This window comes from Viridibacillus sp. FSL R5-0888, from assembly GCF_038009105.1.
In the GTDB taxonomy this organism is placed as follows: domain Bacteria; phylum Bacillota; class Bacilli; order Bacillales_A; family Planococcaceae; genus Viridibacillus; species Viridibacillus arenosi.
This window is the reverse complement of sequence record NZ_JBBPAU010000001.1, coordinates 3,449,434-3,467,361: the sequence shown is the minus strand read 5'-3', so window position 1 is coordinate 3,467,361 and position 17,928 is coordinate 3,449,434. Positions and strand designations below refer to the sequence as shown.

Sequence of the window (17,928 nt, the reverse complement as noted above, 5' to 3'; positions counted from 1 at the left end):
AGGGTGAAACATATGGCATTTGAATTTCGATTACCAGATATTGGTGAAGGAATCCATGAGGGTGAAATTGTAAAATGGTTTGTAAAAGCAGGTGACAAAATTCAAGAAGATGACGTGCTTTGTGAAGTACAAAATGATAAAGCGGTCGTTGAAATCCCTTCTCCGGTAGAAGGTACAGTTGAAGAAGTCCTTGTTGAAGAAGGAGTTCTTACAACAGTTGGTACAGTTTTACTACGAGTAGACGCTCCTGGATATGAAGATATTCAACTAAAAGGTCATCATGATGAAGAAGAATCGACAAAAGAAGAACCAACAAAAGTTGCTGTTGAAGAAGCTCCGAAAGCAGAAACAACAACAGTAGCATCACAACCATCTGTGGAAGCTGACCCGAACAAACGTGTTATTGCAATGCCATCAGTCCGTAAGTTTGCACGTGACAATGACGTTGATATTAAACAACTATCGGGTTCAGGTAAAAATGGACGAATTGTCAAAGATGATGTGGAATCATTTATGAGTGGTGGCCCATCACAAGCTGAATCACAGGCTGTAGAATCACCAGTTACAGAAGAGTCTACAGTTTCTGGAAAAACTAATGATAAAGCTTCTGTACAACCAGTATTAGAAGGCGACTTCCCTGAAACACGTGAGAAAATGTCGGGTATTCGTCGCGCTATTGCAAAAGCAATGGTTCATTCAAAACAAACAGCTCCACACGTAACATTAATGGATGAAGTGGATGTAACAGAACTTGTAGCACACCGCAAGAAATTCAAAGAAATAGCTCTTGAAAAAGGTATCAAACTAACTTATTTACCGTATGTAGTAAAAGCTTTAGTTAGCGCATTACGTGAATTCCCTGAATTTAATCGTTCACTTGATGACGCAACACAAGAAATTGTGCAAAAACACTATTATAATATCGGTATAGCTGCCGATACAGATAAAGGCTTACTAGTTCCTGTTATTAAACATGCAGATCGCAAATCGGTATTTGCCGTATCTGACGAGATTAATGAGCTTGCTACAAAAGCACGTGACGGTAAATTAGCACCAAATGAAATGAAAGGTGCATCTTGTTCGATTACAAACATAGGTTCTGCAGGTGGCCAATGGTTTACGCCAGTAATTAACCATCCTGAAGTAGCTATATTAGGAATTGGTCGAATTGCAGAGAAACCTGTAATAAAAAATGGTGAAATTGTAGCGGCACCTGTGTTAGCATTATCATTGAGCTTTGATCATCGAATGATCGACGGTGCTACAGCGCAACATGCGTTAAATCATATTAAGCGTTTGTTAAGCGAGCCCGAATTATTATTAATGGAGGCGTAAGAAAATGGTAGTAGGAGATTTCCCAATCGAAACAGATACACTTGTAATTGGCGCAGGCCCAGGTGGATATGTTGCAGCAATCCGTGCAGCACAAACTGGACAAAAAGTAACAGTTGTTGAAAAAGAACACGTAGGTGGCGTATGCTTAAACGTTGGTTGTATTCCTTCAAAAGCATTAATCTCAGTCGGTCACCGCTTAGAACATGCTAAAAACTCAGCAGACATGGGTATTGTGGCTCCTGAAGTTAGCATCGATTTCAAAAAAGCGCAAGAATTTAAAGACGGCGTAGTTAAAAAATTAACTGGTGGCGTATCAAGCTTATTAAAAGGCAACAACGTAGACGTAGTAAGTGGAGAAGCTTACTTTGTAGATGCAAACACAATCCGTGTTATTAACGAAGACTCTGCACAAACGTATACATTCAAAAATGCGATTTTAGCAACTGGTTCACGCCCTGTTGAAATCCCAACTTTCAAATTTTCTAAACGCGTAATAAACTCTACAGGCGCACTTTCATTACAAGAAGTGCCTGGGAAACTTGTTGTTATTGGTGGAGGTTACATCGGTACTGAGCTTGGTTCAGCATTTGCTAACCTTGGTTCTGAAGTAACAATTCTAGAAGGTGGCAAAGATATTCTAGCTGGCTTCGAAAAACAAATGACAATGATTGTTAAAAAAGGTCTTAAGAAAAAAGGCGTTACAATCGAAACAGGCGCACTTGCTCAAGGCGTTGAAGAAACAGAAACAGGCGTTACTGTTAAATATGAAGTAAAAGGCGAAGCAAAAACTGTTGAAGCTGATTACGTATTAGTAACTGTTGGTCGTCGTCCAAATACTGACGAAATTGGCTTAGAAGAACTAGGTCTTGAGTTTGGTGAACGTGGATTATTAAAAGTCGACAAACAATGCCGTACAAATATACCAAACATTTATGCAATCGGTGATATCGTTGCTGGACCACAACTTGCTCATAAAGCTTCTTACGAAGGTAAAGTAGCTGCTGAGGCAATTGCTGGTGAAAAATCAGTAGTAGATTACTTAGCTATCCCTGCTGTTTGCTTCACAGATCCAGAAATGGCAACTGTAGGTCTTTCAGAAGACCAAGCAAAAGCAGAAGGTTATGAAATAGTAGCTGGTAAATTCCCATTCGGAGCAAACGGCCGTGCATTAGCATTAAATGAAACAGAAGGCTTCGTGAAATTAGTTTCTCGTAAAGCTGATGGCTTATTACTAGGTGGTCAAATCGTTGGTGCTGGTGCTTCTGATATGATCGCTGAAATCGGTTTAGCAATCGAAGCAGGTATGACTGTAGAAGATATTGCCATGACTATTCATGCACATCCAACACTAGGTGAAATCACTATGGAAACTGCTGAAGTATTACTTGGAAATCCAATTCACATCGTAGCTAAAAAATAAAATGGCTTTGCCAATTAGTAAACCTCTTGAAGTTCTAGGACTTCAAGAGGTTTTTTTATGAGAAAATATCTAGATTCAATGCAATTGTATTGTCATTATAAGAAGTTGAATTTAATAGAATATAAATATAGAGAGAATTAAAAGTTACTTAAATTATGAATGCCAAAAAAATTCCCTCTATATTATATGCAGGATTAATAGGTATGTAATATTAATAATTAATTTACAAAGTAGCTATATATAAATATGGTATAATAATCCTGTATTTATAGGGGTGAACGACAAGGTACTTTTTTATCGGAATTGAATTTATTTATTCAGAACAACAAGGGAGTGCTGAAAAATGGATTTAGGTTTACTAGGAAAAGTAGCGATTGTAACAGGAAGCAGTAAAGGAATCGGACTTGCTACAGCCTTACAGCTTGCTAATGAGGGTGCCGATGTTACAATTTGTGCACGTAATGAAGAGAATTTAATACATGCGTCGAAAGTGATTTTTTTGGAAACAGGGCAGAAAGTACATACTGTGTGTGCGGATGTATCGATAAAAGAAGATTGCGAGAGAATAATAAATGAAACAATTGAACATTATGGACAAATAAATATTCTAGTGAACAATGCCGGTACAAGTTCTGCTAGTCCATTTGAAGTTGTAGAAAATGAGCTTTGGCAAGATGATCTGGATTTAAAACTATATGGTGCTGTGAATTGTTCTAAATTTGCGATTCCTCATATGAGGGCGGTAGGTGGAGGAGCAATTGTGAATGTTACTGCTGTAAAAGGAAAAGCACCGTCCGAATCATCATTACCAACGTCTGTAAGTCGTGCGGCTGGGTTAGCATTAACGAAAGCGATGAGTAAAGATTTAGGGAAAGAGCAGATTCGTGTAAATACTGTTTGTATCGGACTAATTCGTAGCTCACAAATAGAGCGGAAATGGCAAACAAACGCTCCGGGACTTAGTTGGAATGCATTTTCTGAAGAAATGGGGAAAAATATTCCTCTTGGTCGGATTGGTGAAACTGAGGAAGCAGCAAATGTTATCACTTTCTTAGTATCAGATGCAGCTTCTTATGTTAGTGGTACTGCAGTTAATATCGATGGTGGCTCTGCGCCAGTACTTTAATTATGAAAAAATACGATTTTTTGTTTTAAAGTAGAAGGAAATTAGTTTTTCAGAATGAAAAACTTTTAAAATATTAAAATAACAACATCACTTGGATGTCTTTGTTTAGACAAACTTCCTGGTGGTGTTTTTATTTTGCATATTCATTAACTACGATAGTACATTCTTCCTTTAATTAAAGTTATAGTAAATATGTAATAATCCTTATTAAGGAAGAGTTGTTAAATATGAATTAAATAGACCAATGTAATTATTGCCAGTACACATTTTGTACAAAAAACGTACATAGAACGTTCATAATGATGTGAAAATCTTAAGTTTATGGAGAGGTTTTGATTTTTTTATTAAGTATAAGGAGTTATAATTTCATTTGAATCAAGCAAGAGATGTGAAAGTTCCTCTGAAGAGTCTTAGGCGCGAAAACCTGGGTGCCTAATTTCTCCTATTGGAAACGTGAGAATGTATTTAATGCTTTCCCTCAATTAAGTAGGCTATTAAAACATTGAGACTACTATGAATTGTCTCATCGTTGTTCCAAACAAAAGGAGTAACCTTTAATAATCTTGCGAATTCAAAATGTGTTTTTTGTTTTGGAATACTATTATTTTTTAGGAGGACAATTTTTAAAAAGGTCGATTTAATATTCTAAAACATTTAAGCAAGTAAGTTGTTTTTTTGAAGGGAGTACAACATGAAGAAAAAAATGCTAATCTTGCCGGCGTTGATGTCAATCATGGCTTTATTCTTATCTGGCTGTGAACCATTAATGATTTTTGATGCAAAAGGTCCAAATGCGAAGACTTTATCGAATACAATCATTCTATCCATTATCGTGATGGCATTTATATTGTTAGTTGTTTATCTATTATTAGCGAATATGCTTTTGAAATATCGCGCATCTAAATCTGCGAGTGATTATGAACCACCGCATGAAGAAGGTAGTACAAAACTCGAAATTATTTGGACAGTTATTCCGATTCTTATCGTAACTGCTCTATCAATAGTTACGATTAGTACAACATCGAAAGTTGAAAGTCAACAAACAGGTTATGACAATACAAAACCTCTTGTAATATACGCATCATCTTCTAACTGGAAATGGCATTTTAGCTATCCAGAAGAAGGCGTTGAGACGGTAAACTATGTCAACATTCCAACAGATCGTCCAATTGAATTTAGACTATATTCATTTGGTCCAATTACAAGTTTCTGGATTCCTCAATTAGCTGGTCAAAAATATGCAATGAGTGATATGGTCAATAAACTTCATATGGCAGCAGATGTAGAAGGATCATTTTTTGGTAGAAACTCAAACTTTAATGGTCAAGGTTTTGCACAAATGGAGTTTGAAGCACAAACAATGTCTCAACAGAAATTTGACGAATGGGTATCTGACGTAAAAGCGAAAGAGCCTGAGTTAACAGAGAAAACATTCAATGAATTATTAGATACAGACTTCGTAGGACGTAAAAGTTTCTCTTCTACACATTTAACATTCAGTCCGGCTCCAGAAATGCATCATGGAAAATCATCGGATATGTCTGATGGAGAAATGGATGGAATGGATATGTCTGATGGAGAAATGGACCATTCTAATCACTAGATAGCTAGATTAGATGATTGAAAGGAGTTACAAAAATGAGCATGGAAGAATTATTTGAGCCGATGAAAGAACCAATGATCATGGGTGCGGCCGTTAGTATTGTTGTAGGTGCCATTGCAATTGTTGCTGGTTTGACTTACTTCAAGAAATGGGGCTATTTCTATAAAAATTGGTTAACTACAGTTGACCATAAAAAAATCGGTGTTATGTATATCATTGTTGCATTAGTCATGCTATTTAGAGGTGGTATTGACGCATTATTAATGCGTGCACAAACTGCTGTTCCTGAAAATGACTTATTAAATGCACAACACTATAATGAAATCTTTACAACTCACGGTTTAGTCATGATTCTCTTCATGGCAATGCCGTTTATTATCGGGTTAATGAACGTTGTAGTACCATTACAAATTGGTGCACGTGACGTTGCGTTTCCACGATTAAATGCACTTAGCTTCTGGCTATTTGCTGCAGGTGCAGGATTATTAAATGTTTCCTTCATCATTGGTGGATCACCAGATGCTGGTTGGACTGCATACTTCCCACTAGCTGGTATTGAATTCAGTCCAAATGTTGGGAATAACTATTATGCATGGGCTTTACAATTATCAGGTTTAGGTACGTTAATGACAGGTATTAACTTCATTACTACAATCATGAAAATGCGTGCACCAGGTATGAAATTAATGAAAATGCCTATGTTCACTTGGTCAGCATTAATTACAAATGTCATCATTACATTTGCTTTCCCTGTTTTAACAGTGGCACTTGCGCTTATGACATTAGACCGTCAATTTGGTACTAAATTCTTTGCCATGTCTGACGGTGGTATGGATATGTTATGGGCTAACCTTTTCTGGGTTTGGGGTCACCCTGAAGTATATATCGTTATTTTACCAGCGTTCGGTATTTTCAGTGAGGTAATCTCAACATTCTCACGTAAAAACTTATTTGGTTATAAATCAATGGTTATGAGTATGATCGTAATTTCTTTACTATCATTTATGGTATGGGCTCACCATTTCTATACAATGGGCCATGGAGTTATGGTAAACAGTATTTTCTCAGTCTCTACAATGTTAATTGCTGTACCGACCGGGGTTAAAATCTTTAACTGGTTGCTTACAATGAGGCATGGTAAGATTCAATTTACAACCCCAATGCTTTATGCGCTTGCATTTATTCCAATCTTCACTATTGGTGGGGTAACAGGGGTAATGCTAGCGATGGCAAGTGCTGACTATCAATATCACAATACGATGTTCTTAGTTGCCCACTTCCACTATGTATTAATTCCGGGTACCGTATTCGGTGTATTAGCAGGGTACCATTTCTGGTGGCCGAAAATATTTGGCTTCCGCTTAAATGAAAAATTAGGGAAAGCTGCTTTCTGGTGCATTGCAATTGGATTCAATGTTGCATTCTTCCCGTTATTCATTCTTGGTTTAGACGGTTATGCACGTCGTATGTTCACTTATTCTGCAAGTACTGGTTACGGTACATTAAATATGATTTCCTTCCTAGGGGCTCTAGGTATGGCAGTCGGATTTGCGCTTATTTGTTACAACATTTACTACAGCTTCCGCCACAGCCCACGCGACGAAAACGGCGACCCTTGGGATGCGCGTTCTCTTGAATGGGCAACACATAGTCCAGTACCTGAATATAACTTTGCGGTTGTACCAGAAGTTAATCAATTGGATGAATATTGGTATGCGAAAAAAGAAGGTCGCGATATTACGGCAGGCGAATATGAACGTATTCATATGCCTAATAATAGTGGTGCTCCAATGTGGATGGCCGGCGTACTATTCTTATTCTCATTCTTCTTTGTATTTAGTGTATGGACAGCTGTTATCGTATTTGGTATAGCTACTCTTGGATTTATGGCATTCCGTTCATTTGAAAAAGATCACGGTCACTATATTGAAGTGGCTGAAATTGAAGCAACTGAACGTCAATTGAGAGGTGACAAATAATGTCTAAAGAAAACACATCACTTCCATTAGAATATCGTACAGAGGAAAATAGATTAAAGATTTTCGGTTTTTGGATTTTCCTAGGTGCTGAGATTATGTTATTTGCAACTCTATTTACTGTGTACTTTGTATTAACAGATCGCACAGGTTCAGGTCCTGCTGGTATTGACATCTTCGAAATGCCGCCAGTTTTAATAGAAACTTTCTTATTATTAACAAGTAGTTTCTTGATTGGACTTGGTGTACATGCGATGAGAATTGGTCGTGTCAAAGCAATGATAGTGTTCTATATCTTGACATTGCTACTTGGCGCAGGTTTCTTGACTGTTGAGGTAATTGAGTTCGTAACATATGTTAATGAAGGTGCAACAATTACAACAAGCGCATTCTTGTCATCATTAATGACACTATTAGGTACGCATGGTGCTCACGTAACTTTCGGTTTACTATGGGGTATTGCGATTATCGTACAGGTAGTTAAACGTGGATTAAATGCTCAAACTGCAAACAAAGCATTTATCTTCTCGTTATACTGGCATTTCTTAGATGTCGTATGGATCTTCATCTTCAGCTTCGTTTATCTGAAAGGAGTGTTGGGATGATGAAAGAATTATTTCCAAAAGAACATGTTGTAGGTTTTGTTGGCTCCCTTATTTTAACGATCGCTGCTCTAAGTGTAATTACATTTGATATGTCTAAAGGTATTGCAATGACTATCTTAAGTGTAACTGCACTAGCGCAAGCTGTTGTACAACTTGTGTTATTCATGCATATCGGAGAAACAGAAGATAAAAAAACTCTATATACAAGTGTCATTTACGCTGTAGTAGTTGGTCTTGTGACAGTCTTTGGCTCATTGTTAACAATGATTTGGGGATACTAAGATAATAATAGAAAAAGCAGTTCAAAGTTTAAATACTTTGGACTGCTTTTTATTTTTGGAAAGAAATAATTAACTACTGTTACTCGGAGTCTGATAGTGCGCTAATTATAAGCTAACATACATGTTTAAATTGAAAGTTCTTTGAATTTAAGAGTGAAGATGAAAGTATAGTTTCTAATAATGACCGTCTAGACATAAATCTTTTTAAAGTCGAGTATAATGTTTGGAACAAGTGTTAATTTTGATTTTCACAAATAATAAAAAGAGATAGTCGTGCATTGGTACGACTATCTCTTTTGTGTTTATGAAAGGTGTACTATATATTGTTTTAGTAATAAGGCTAGCCATTGTAAGTTATCATGTTGTTTAAGGTTCGCCATCATTCCATTTAATAAAGCAGGACGAGGATTTTTAAGTTTTAATTCAGCTTCTATTAAAGATAATGTGTCTTCAATGATAGGGTGTCCTTTATAAATTTCATGCCAACGATTTACTTCTTCTTGTACTTCGAATGCAGTCACAGAATACTCCTGCATACAATGTGGTTTTGAGTTCCATAATTGTTCAGTAAGGAAAGTGTTTTTTGAATGCTCTACAAGAATATCTACTTTTTCAATAAGAGTAGAACTTAATTGAACGAAATCATATGGTTGTCTATGGAAAAGGATAAATTCTGAATATCCATGCATGATTCCTTTTAAAGAAATGAGAATGTCATATTGAAAGGGAGCAATACGCTTTCCATATACTTCTGTTAATAATGCTAGAGTAGTTTTATCACTAAGATCTTTATAATAATTTAATCTTTGAAGAATTTGTTCATTAATTGGATGCATTTGTTCCTTCATAAACATAGATATTAATGGTAATTTTTCTTCAAATAGTTGAAAATGGAAAAGAAAATAGTTTTTAATCTTTTCTTTTGGAGGTATGTCACTTTCCAATAAATCATTATATTGACCAATAATTTCTCGTAAAAAATGTTCAAATATAGCAATGAATAACTCATCTTTTGATTTGAAAGATAAATAAAAGGCTCCTTTAGAAATACCGCATGCATCTGTTATATCTTGAATAGAGGTCGATGCTATACTATTTTTCGCAAATAATTCTACTGCCTTTTCAATAATTAATTGTTGCTTAGATATAATAACTCACTCCCTATTCATAGCATTTGACAACTGACTAATCAGTCATTATTATATAGAATAGTGACCAAATAGTCAAAAAAGGCGGTGCAAAGGTGCATTCTACAATTAAATTTATGCTAAAAAACAAGCTAGCGGTATGGTTATTAACAATTATCGTAGCTGTGGCGGGGGTTTATGCAGGCTTGAAAATGAAGCTTGAATCAATTCCTGATATTTCAATTCCAATAGTTACAGTAACAACAGTTTATCCTGGTGCTACACCAGAGCAAGTAACAGATGATATTTCAATTCCCTTTGAGAAGGCAGTTAATAATTTAAAATCAGTAAAATCTGTTTACTCAAATTCATATCAAAACGCCTCAAGTCTTCAAATTGAGTTTAAATATGGTGCGGATATGAAAGAAGCAGTTGACAATGTAAAGGAAGCAATTGAAAAAATTGATCTTCCAGAAACTGCACAAGTACCAACCATTGATCGAGTTAATATTAATGCCTTCCCGGTAGTAGCGTTAAGTGTTTCTGATAAAGAAGAAACAATCGAAGAGTTAACAAAAACAGTAGAAGATTACTTCGTTCCTAAAATGGAAGCAATCGACGGTGTTGCTTCAGTATCAGTAACTGGTCAACAAGTTGAAAAAGTTCAATTAACATATGACCAAAAGAAATTAGCACAATATGGTCTAGATGAATCGAAGGTTAAGCAATACATTCAAGCAATGGATATTAAAGTCCCTCTTGGCATGTTCCAATTTAAGGATGCGGAGCAATCGGTCGTAGTCGATGGTAAATTAACAACTTTAAAAGAGCTGAAAAACTTAGATATTCCTGTTCAACCTCAAGCAGGGGCTGGATTAACTCAGCAACAACCTCTAGCTGAACCGTTTGTGAAATTAGGTAAACTCGCTAAAATCGAACTGATCGGTGACGTAGAATCGGTTTCTCGTACAAATGGTGAATCGGCAATTGCGGTTCAAATAGTAAAATCGCAAGAAGCCAATACGGTTGAGGTTGTAAATGACGTAAAAGAAGCTTCAAAACAATTTGAAAAAGATAATAAAGGCATGAAAATTGATATCACGATGGACCAAGGTGAACCTATTGAGAAGTCTGTATCAACAATGTTAGATAAAGCATTATTCGGTGCTATTTTTGCCGTTATTATTATCATGCTATTTTTACGTAATATTCGTTCTACAATCATATCGATTATATCAATTCCATTATCACTACTAATCTCTGTATTAATTTTGAAACAAATGGATATTACATTAAATATGATGACGCTTGCTGCTATGACGGTCGCGATTGGTCGTGTAATTGATGACTCTATTGTAGTAGTTGAAAATATTTATAGAAGAATATATTTAGAAGGTGAGAAATTACATGGTCGTGCTTTAATTCGTGAAGCAACGATTGAAATGTTCAAGCCAATTCTATCTTCAACACTAGTTACAGTAGCTGTATTCTTACCACTAGGATTAGTAGGAGGAATGGTTGGCGAATTGTTTATGCCGTTTGCATTAACAATGGCATTTGCTCTAGGGGCATCGTTAATCGTCGCAATTACTGTTGTACCAGTTTTAGCACATTCTCTATTTAAAAAAGAGCTGTATGGTAAAAAACAATCGAAAAAAGAAGAACATGGTAAGTTATCACAAAGCTATAAGAAATTACTTAGTTGGGTACTTGACCATAAACTAGTAACTTCAATTGGTACAATTGTTATTTTAGTAGCAAGTCTATTCTTGGCTCCGTTTGTAGGATTTAGTTTCATGCCAGAAGATGAACAGAAAATGGTCTACTTAACGTATACTCCAGAACCAGGAGAAACACGTGATAGCGTTATTAAAGACGTTGAAGAAGTAGAGAAGATGGTAATGGACAAAAAAGATGTTCAAACAGTTCAAGTATCAATAGGTGGAGCTAATCCTATGATGCCAGGTGCTTCGAATGGTGCTTTAATGTACATTATCTATGATCCAGATACAAAAGATTTTAGTAATGTAAAAACTAAATTAGTAGAAGAAGTCGTTGCAGTTAACCAAACAGGAACTTGGAAAAACCAAGATTTCTCTATGTCAGGTTCAAGCAGTGAGTTAAATTACTCAGTTTATGGTAATACGATGGAAGACATCAAACCAGTTGTCAAAAACATCGAAAAAATCATGAATAAACGCGATGATTTAAAAGATGTAAAAGCATCTCTTTCTGAAGTTTATGATGAACATACATTAGTAATCGACCAAGATAAAGTGAAAAAACTTGGTTTAACTACAGGACAAATTGCTATGGCGATTAATCCAAACGTCCAATCAGAAGTATTAACTTCAATTGATAAGGACGGCAAAAAAATAGAAGTTTCTGTTCATAAAGAAACAGCATCACCTGATGATTTTAATGATGTATTGAAACAAAAAATAAAATCACCACTTGGTATGGAAGTTAAACTTTCAGAAGTAGTAGATGTCAAAGAGGGTACAACTTTATCTCAAATTAATCGTAGTAAAGGAAAACTTTTTGCGAGTGTAACAGCAACAGTCACTTCTAAAGACATTACAAAAGCGTCTAGTGCTGTACAAAAAGACATTGATAAACTAGATTTACCAAACAATGTTGAAGTGAATAGTGGTGGTGTAGCAGAAGATATGGCTGAAGCATTCACTCAATTAGGTTTAGCTATGGTAGCAGCAATTGCGATTGTTTACTTCATCCTTGTAGTTACTTTTGGTGAAGGTTTAGCACCATTATCAATCCTGTTCTCACTACCATTTACCGTAATTGGTGCTTTAGTAGCGCTATGGATAACTGGCGAAACAATCAGTGTATCTTCAATGATTGGTCTTTTAATGTTAATAGGTATCGTAGTGACAAATGCGATCGTATTAATCGACCGTGTTATTCATATGGAGCATGAAGGAATGACAATGCGTGAAGCGATATTAGAAGCCGGTGCAACACGTCTTCGTCCAATTTTAATGACTGCACTAGCAACAGTTGGTGCTTTAATTCCACTTGCCATTGGTGCAGAAGGAAGCGGCTTGATTTCAAAAGGCCTAGGCGTAACAGTAATCGGTGGTTTAATCAGTTCTACTGTTTTAACGTTAATCATCGTACCACTTGTTTATGAATTATTGTCTAAAATGCTTAAAAAGAATCGTGCAACTGAAAATTTTGACGATTAATATTAATAAATGAAAATAGGAAAGAAGCTACCTACCATTACATAGTTAATGAAGGGTAGCTTCTTTTTTATTCCAGTTAGATTCATAGACATCTAGGAAAGATAGGCGTACAATATTTCGTATTACTTCATAAACAAGGTATGTGTTAAAAGGAGAGTTTCGAAATGCAATCTAAAATAGGCAATTACAAGTTAGTTAAACACAAAACAAGCAATTACAAGATAGTTATTAAAAAGCTAGAAGTAAAAGAGCCAGAAGTAAGCGAAATAGTTGAAAATGAGCCTGGGATAAAAGAACCAGAGGTAAATGAATCTGAAATAAGTGAAATTGCAGAACAGAAAATAGAAGTAAAAGACTACTCAACAACACAAGTGGATTCAACACAATTGAAACAGAAATACTCTGAGAAAATCAATACTGTAAAACGAAAATCAATTAAATCGATGCGAATAATTTTACAAATGGTAGTACTATATATTTTTTCATTTGTCGGTACGACTATCGTAAATTTATTAGGTGTCAAATTTCCAGGTAGTATTGTTGGTTTACTCATTTTATTAGCTCTGTTGCTTAGTAAAATAATGCCAGTGGCATTAATTGAAGATGGGGCAGGCTTCATGTTAGCGATTTTACCGTTGTTTTTTGTACCGGCAACTGTAGGTGTTATTAAGCATCCTGAATTATTATCCTTGAATGGTATTTTACTATTACTCACAGTTATTGCTAGTACTATTTTCACAATTATTTTTTCAGGTAAAATATGTAAATATTTAGAGGGGAAAGAAAGAGTAGGATCTAAAGAAATGAAGGAGGGCGTAAAATGAAAGCTGTAGCCATTATTCTTATAACTATTTTAATTTTTTATCTAATGTCAAAATTATATGCTCGTTTTTCGACTCCATTTTTACTGCCTATCTTAACAACAACGATTATTGGTGTTTTGATTCTAGCATTAAGTAATATTTCGTATGAAACATATATGACTGGTGGGAAATGGATTGATACAATGCTTGGACCTGCAGTTGTAAGTTTAGCATATCCATTGTATATGCAACGGGACATGATTAAAACATATAAACTTTCAATTATTTCGGGTGTTGTTGTAGCTATGATTTCAGGACTGATTAGTGTTTTTGCCTTGGCAAAGTTATTACGATTAGATGATGAAATGGTGAGATCGTTACTGCCGAAATCGATTACAACGCCAGTTGCAATGCAAGTAAGTGGCTCTTTAGGTGGTATTCCAGCAATGACAGCGGTATTTGTTATGGTAGCAGGGTTTACTGGCGCCATTCTGGGGCCTTTTATTTTCCGCGTGTGTAAAATTGATACCGCTGTAAGCAGAGGAATCTCGATGGGAGGAGGGGCACATGGATTCGGAGTTTCCAAACTTACTGAATACGGAGAAAAAACCTTATCCATGGGCTCTGTATCAATGACACTAAGTGCTGTTATTGGTGCATTTATTTGTCCCTTATTTGCAATGCTTATATTTTAAAAACAGCATGTGGAAATTCCTTTTGAATTTTTCACATGCTGTTATTATTTCTTGGGAAATAATAATGAAAAAAGGTTTTTGCTATTTTTCGGCGAACCAATTTATTATAGGAAAATAAGGGGGAGTTAAAACAAATGAAATGGAAAACAAGAGTGACAGAATTATTAGGTGTAGAGTATCCAATTATTCAAGGTGGACTTGCTTATTTAGCTTATGCAGATTTAGCCGCTGCTGTATCAAATGCAGGAGGATTAGGTCAAATTACAGCGATGAGTTTAGATGATCCTGAAGCATTACGAAATGAGATTCACAAAGTACGTGAATTAACAGATCGTCCATTTGGTGTCAATTACGCTATTGGCCAGCATGGTCGACCATTTGAGAATATGTTAGCAGTAGCAATTGAAGAGAAAGTGCCAGTTGTATCAATGACAGGTGGTAATCCTGCACCAATTTTTAAGCAATTAGAGGGAACAGATATTAAGAAACTGGTATTAGTTGCTGCGCGTAGACAAGCTCAAAAAGCTGAAGAATTAGGTGCAGATGCCGTTATGGTTGTAGGACAAGAAGGTGGTGGCCATCTAGGTAGAGATGATATCGGGACAATGGTACTAGTACCTCAAGTTGTAGATGCTGTTTCTATTCCTGTGATTGCTTCAGGAGGTATAGGTGATGGACGTGGGTGGATGGCAGCCCTTGCGTTAGGTGCAGAAGGTATTGAGATGGGGACACGTTTTATCGCAACGAAAGAGTGTATCAATGCATCTGTTGTGTATAAAAACGCTTTGATTAATAGCACGGAAGCAGACACGACTGTAATTAAACGAACTATAGGCGCACCAGCACGAGCAATTAGAAATAGTTGGACGGATCAAATTCTTGATATTGAAAAAGTAACTCCAACATACGAAGCTTTAAAAAATTATATAAGTGGTCAAGCAAATAAAAAATATATATATGAAGGTAAAGAACATGAAGGGTTTGCTTGGGCTGGACAGGTAACAGGTTTAATCCAAGATGAACCGACTGTAGAGGGACTTATACAGCGAATGGTTGCGCAGGCAACGGAAATACGCTTAAAATGGGGAGAACAATAAAAAGGCTATATTAGCCTGAATCAAAAGGTAGGTAAGATTATGGAATACTCTTATCCGTTCTCAACGGACTGGTCTACAGAAGAGATTGTAGATGTAATTGCGTTCTTCCAAGCAATAGAAAAAGCATATGAAACAGGTGTTCAACGCGAAGATCTAATGTCGAAATATAGACGATTCAAAGAAATCGTGCCAGCGATGGCTGAAGAAAAAACCATTTTCCGCGAATTTGAAGAAGTTAGTGACTATGTGAGCTATTCAATTATTAAGCAAATGAAAGATGCTCCAGCTGGTTCAAAAATTAAAGGTGAATCAAGAAAAAGAAAGTAAAAGAACAGGCTTATGCCTGTTCTTTTACTTTTTGTTGACCATAGTATTATAAATAGGGAGTAGTGCATCGAATGTTTCTTCAGTTAATTTCTCAAATTCCTCTGCAGTTAATTGGACCGCATCCTCTTTTGGAATTTGTAGACCAACTATAAATTCTCCTTTTTTTACATCACGTAAACGTTCAAGTAAACCGACTAGCTGACCATCATTCAAAGCATCTTTAATATTAATGCCTTCTGGTGAAAAATGATCACCTGAAACATAAAAGTTTTTTGGAAGCTTTTTAAATGAATTCTGTTTTTTTAGCAAACGATCAGCAATTTCAACTTTACTTGGTGCTTCATAAATAACGCAAAGAATTATGAATAGATGAGTACCAAATAAGCCAAGCTGAAAGTGAGGAATTGATTTATAGCCGCGTTTGTAAGGAGCAAATGCGACCCAGCTATCTTTTGGTGGGTTTACTTTACGACGTGCATGTTTTGCTACATGTGGGTAAAATTCCTCTGCAGTTTTTGCGGAGAAATATGTAGAAAATGCCGTACCTAATTCTTCGAATTTTGGTCTTACGGTATTGATAAGTGCTTCCATTCGTGGTTCTAAACCATCGATGGAGAAAACGTCGAAATCCTTTTGTGTCCATTTTGTTTTTGGCATAAATAATTTAACTCCTTTTGAAAGTTTATGTTTATTTTATTAGAAATTTGGGAAAAAATCTTCTAGAAGGACTTATCATTTTTCACATCATGCATATAATGTAGTAAGACACTTTAAGTCCTAGCTTGCACAAACAAAATAAAAAGGAGCTGGTTAGTATGAAACAAGTAGTACACATTATTCGCAAAGTTGATTATGAAAAGCAATATGTGAAGGGTCTGCAATTAGAAATGGATTATGAACTAGCAACATTATTTGACGCTCTGCGAGATGAGGATGTAAAACAAATTGAATTAAGCAAAATTCGCCTTTCTGAACTTCATTTGGAATTGGAGGCATTTCATGCTTTTGCCTAAAGAGAGAATCAAAATTCGCCGGTGAACATCTGCTAATCAAATGAGAAGCAGATGTTTTTTTGCTATAATAGAGATAGGCAAAAAACATTAACTTGTACTTATAGAAATGATGTTTTTTTGCTTCGAAAGGTGGGGCTATGGTGGAAATTACAGCAATACATGAATTTACAGTTAAAATTATTCATGAAGCAGGCGAACGAATTCGTCAATCACTTTCTGAAAAGTTAGAAATCGAGACAAAGGCTAATGCGAATGATCTTGTAACGAATATTGATCGTGAAACAGAATTATTTTTTATTGAACAAATTCATGCTTATGATCCTGCATTTAAAATTCTCGGTGAGGAAGGGATGGGGGAACCCCTTGAATCATTGGATGGTGTCGTATGGATAATTGATCCGATTGATGGGACGATGAATTTCATACGACAACATCGTAATTTTGCGATTTCAATTGGCATTTATGTTGATGGCATTGGAAAACTTGGGTACATATACGATGTAATGCGCAATGATTTGTATTATGCTGTCGAAGGACAAGGAGCATATATGAATGATCGTCAGTTAGAGCGACTGCAATCGTTACCGTTACATGAAGCAATTATTGGAATAAACGCTACTTGGGTTACACCAAATCGCTACATTGACCACAATAAGATTATTGACCTTGTTCATCATGTTAGAGGGACAAGATCTTACGGCTCTGCCACTTTAGAGATTGCTTCAGTAGTATGTGGACGGATGGATGCTTATATGTCCATGCGATTATCACCTTGGGATATTGCTGGTGGTGCAGTGATTGCTAATGAAGTCGGTGCGATTGTGTCAAACTTAGGAAATGAAGCGATTAATTTGGAAGAACAAGATACATTTATTATTGCAAATCCTAAAATTCATAAGACAATCATTGAACAATACGTTCATTTGAAATAGAATATAGATATAAATAAAAAGAATGAACTCGCAAATTGCCAGTTCATTCTTTTTATTTGAGAAGAGTTACAGTAAACCTTTATCGCGAAATTGACGTTTAGTTTTGAAGCCATAGCCCATAATGGCACAAACCAATAAAATGGCACCAAAGATACCAATTACGCTTTTAAAGGCAACTGCAATTCCTATTGAACACATAGCTAGCACTGCTGCTAACGCAAAAAAAGCCATAACGACTTTAGCATTTTTCATTTTAAATCCTCCAGTTGATGAATTTGTTTGACTTATAAGTGATTATAACTTAATGTCGAACTAATAATTATACTGTGAAATAATAAAAAAATTTGAAATACTAGTTGTTAAGAAAAGACAAAAAACATCT

General features: G+C 35.7%; 17 protein-coding genes and 1 pseudogene. 14 read left to right on the top strand and 4 right to left on the bottom strand.

The genetic code is table 11. From position 1 onward, the window contains the following. Positions 1-12: 12 nt before the first annotated feature. The 7 genes from MKY02_RS17370 to qoxD all read left to right on the top strand — a co-directional run bounded on the left by MKY02_RS17370 (position 13) and on the right by qoxD (position 8,346). On the top strand, positions 13-1,335 hold the full coding sequence (locus tag MKY02_RS17370; RefSeq protein WP_340711569.1) for a dihydrolipoamide acetyltransferase family protein: 1,323 nt from the start codon (positions 13-15) through the stop codon (positions 1,333-1,335). Positions 1,336-1,339: 4 nt separating this feature from the next. Next, complete coding sequence (lpdA, locus tag MKY02_RS17365; RefSeq protein WP_038183632.1) at positions 1,340-2,755, top strand: dihydrolipoyl dehydrogenase; 1,416 nt, start codon at positions 1,340-1,342, stop codon at positions 2,753-2,755. 343 nt (positions 2,756-3,098) lie between these two features. Continuing rightward, a complete protein-coding gene (locus tag MKY02_RS17360) occupies positions 3,099-3,881 on the top strand; it encodes an SDR family NAD(P)-dependent oxidoreductase (RefSeq protein ID WP_038183635.1) in 783 nt (260 codons plus the stop codon). 691 nt (positions 3,882-4,572) lie between these two features. Further along, positions 4,573-5,484, top strand: a complete 912-nt coding sequence (qoxA, locus tag MKY02_RS17355; protein WP_038183638.1) for a cytochrome aa3 quinol oxidase subunit II — start codon at positions 4,573-4,575, stop codon at positions 5,482-5,484. Between the two features lie 35 nt (positions 5,485-5,519). Beyond that, positions 5,520-7,463: a cytochrome aa3 quinol oxidase subunit I gene (qoxB, locus tag MKY02_RS17350; RefSeq protein WP_038183641.1), complete on the top strand. Its 1,944-nt coding sequence runs from the start codon at positions 5,520-5,522 to the stop codon at positions 7,461-7,463. Then, on the top strand, positions 7,463-8,065 hold the full coding sequence (gene qoxC, locus MKY02_RS17345) for a cytochrome aa3 quinol oxidase subunit III (protein ID WP_038183643.1): 603 nt from the start codon (positions 7,463-7,465) through the stop codon (positions 8,063-8,065). The genes qoxB and qoxC overlap by 1 nt, the downstream gene beginning before the upstream one ends. Continuing rightward, positions 8,065-8,346, top strand: coding sequence for a cytochrome aa3 quinol oxidase subunit IV (qoxD, locus tag MKY02_RS17340; RefSeq protein ID WP_076034181.1), 282 nt, complete (start codon positions 8,065-8,067; stop codon positions 8,344-8,346). The genes qoxC and qoxD overlap by 1 nt, the downstream gene beginning before the upstream one ends. Before the next feature lie 302 nt (positions 8,347-8,648). Here the strand turns inward: qoxD and MKY02_RS17335 are convergent, their stop codons facing one another. Both MKY02_RS17335 and MKY02_RS22075 read right to left on the bottom strand, forming a co-directional pair. Continuing rightward, positions 8,649-9,182 carry a hypothetical protein gene (locus MKY02_RS17335; protein WP_246832427.1) on the bottom strand — a complete coding sequence of 178 codons (534 nt, stop codon included), beginning with the start codon at positions 9,180-9,182 and terminating at the stop codon, positions 8,649-8,651. A 165-nt stretch (positions 9,183-9,347) separates the two neighbouring features. Continuing rightward, positions 9,348-9,473: pseudogene (locus MKY02_RS22075) on the bottom strand (TetR/AcrR family transcriptional regulator); the annotation flags it as partial. 116 nt (positions 9,474-9,589) lie between these two features. Here MKY02_RS22075 and MKY02_RS17330 point away from each other — a divergent pair. The 5 genes from MKY02_RS17330 to MKY02_RS17310 all read left to right on the top strand — a co-directional run bounded on the left by MKY02_RS17330 (position 9,590) and on the right by MKY02_RS17310 (position 15,601). Further along, positions 9,590-12,679 (top strand): efflux RND transporter permease subunit, encoded by a 3,090-nt coding sequence (locus tag MKY02_RS17330; RefSeq protein WP_076065445.1) that lies wholly within the window; start codon positions 9,590-9,592, stop codon positions 12,677-12,679. A 164-nt stretch (positions 12,680-12,843) separates the two neighbouring features. Continuing rightward, positions 12,844-13,503, top strand: coding sequence for a CidA/LrgA family protein (locus tag MKY02_RS17325; protein WP_246832426.1), 660 nt, complete (start codon positions 12,844-12,846; stop codon positions 13,501-13,503). Then, positions 13,500-14,177: an LrgB family protein gene (locus MKY02_RS17320; protein WP_076065444.1), complete on the top strand. Its 678-nt coding sequence runs from the start codon at positions 13,500-13,502 to the stop codon at positions 14,175-14,177. Before MKY02_RS17325 ends, MKY02_RS17320 begins: the two co-directional genes overlap by 4 nt. Positions 14,178-14,311: 134 nt before the next feature. Continuing rightward, on the top strand, positions 14,312-15,274 hold the full coding sequence (locus MKY02_RS17315; protein WP_076065443.1) for an NAD(P)H-dependent flavin oxidoreductase: 963 nt from the start codon (positions 14,312-14,314) through the stop codon (positions 15,272-15,274). A 39-nt stretch (positions 15,275-15,313) separates the two neighbouring features. Beyond that, on the top strand, positions 15,314-15,601 hold the full coding sequence (locus MKY02_RS17310) for a UPF0223 family protein (RefSeq protein ID WP_038183652.1): 288 nt from the start codon (positions 15,314-15,316) through the stop codon (positions 15,599-15,601). Positions 15,602-15,625: 24 nt separating this feature from the next. Here the strand turns inward: MKY02_RS17310 and MKY02_RS17305 are convergent, their stop codons facing one another. Further along, positions 15,626-16,258, bottom strand: coding sequence for a YktB family protein (locus MKY02_RS17305; protein ID WP_340711568.1), 633 nt, complete (start codon positions 16,256-16,258; stop codon positions 15,626-15,628). Between the two features lie 158 nt (positions 16,259-16,416). Here MKY02_RS17305 and MKY02_RS17300 point away from each other — a divergent pair, with 158 nt between their 5' ends. Beyond that, positions 16,417-16,614 (top strand): hypothetical protein, encoded by a 198-nt coding sequence (locus MKY02_RS17300; RefSeq protein ID WP_076065442.1) that lies wholly within the window; start codon positions 16,417-16,419, stop codon positions 16,612-16,614. Positions 16,615-16,754: 140 nt separating this feature from the next. Then, positions 16,755-17,546, top strand: coding sequence for an inositol monophosphatase family protein (locus MKY02_RS17295; protein ID WP_038183661.1), 792 nt, complete (start codon positions 16,755-16,757; stop codon positions 17,544-17,546). Between the two features lie 66 nt (positions 17,547-17,612). Here MKY02_RS17295 and MKY02_RS17290 read toward each other — a convergent pair whose 3' ends face one another. Next, the gene (locus MKY02_RS17290; protein ID WP_038183663.1) at positions 17,613-17,798 is read right to left on the bottom strand and encodes a DUF5325 family protein; all 186 of its coding nucleotides are present in this window, start codon (positions 17,796-17,798) and stop codon (positions 17,613-17,615) included. Positions 17,799-17,928: the final 130 nt, after the last annotated feature.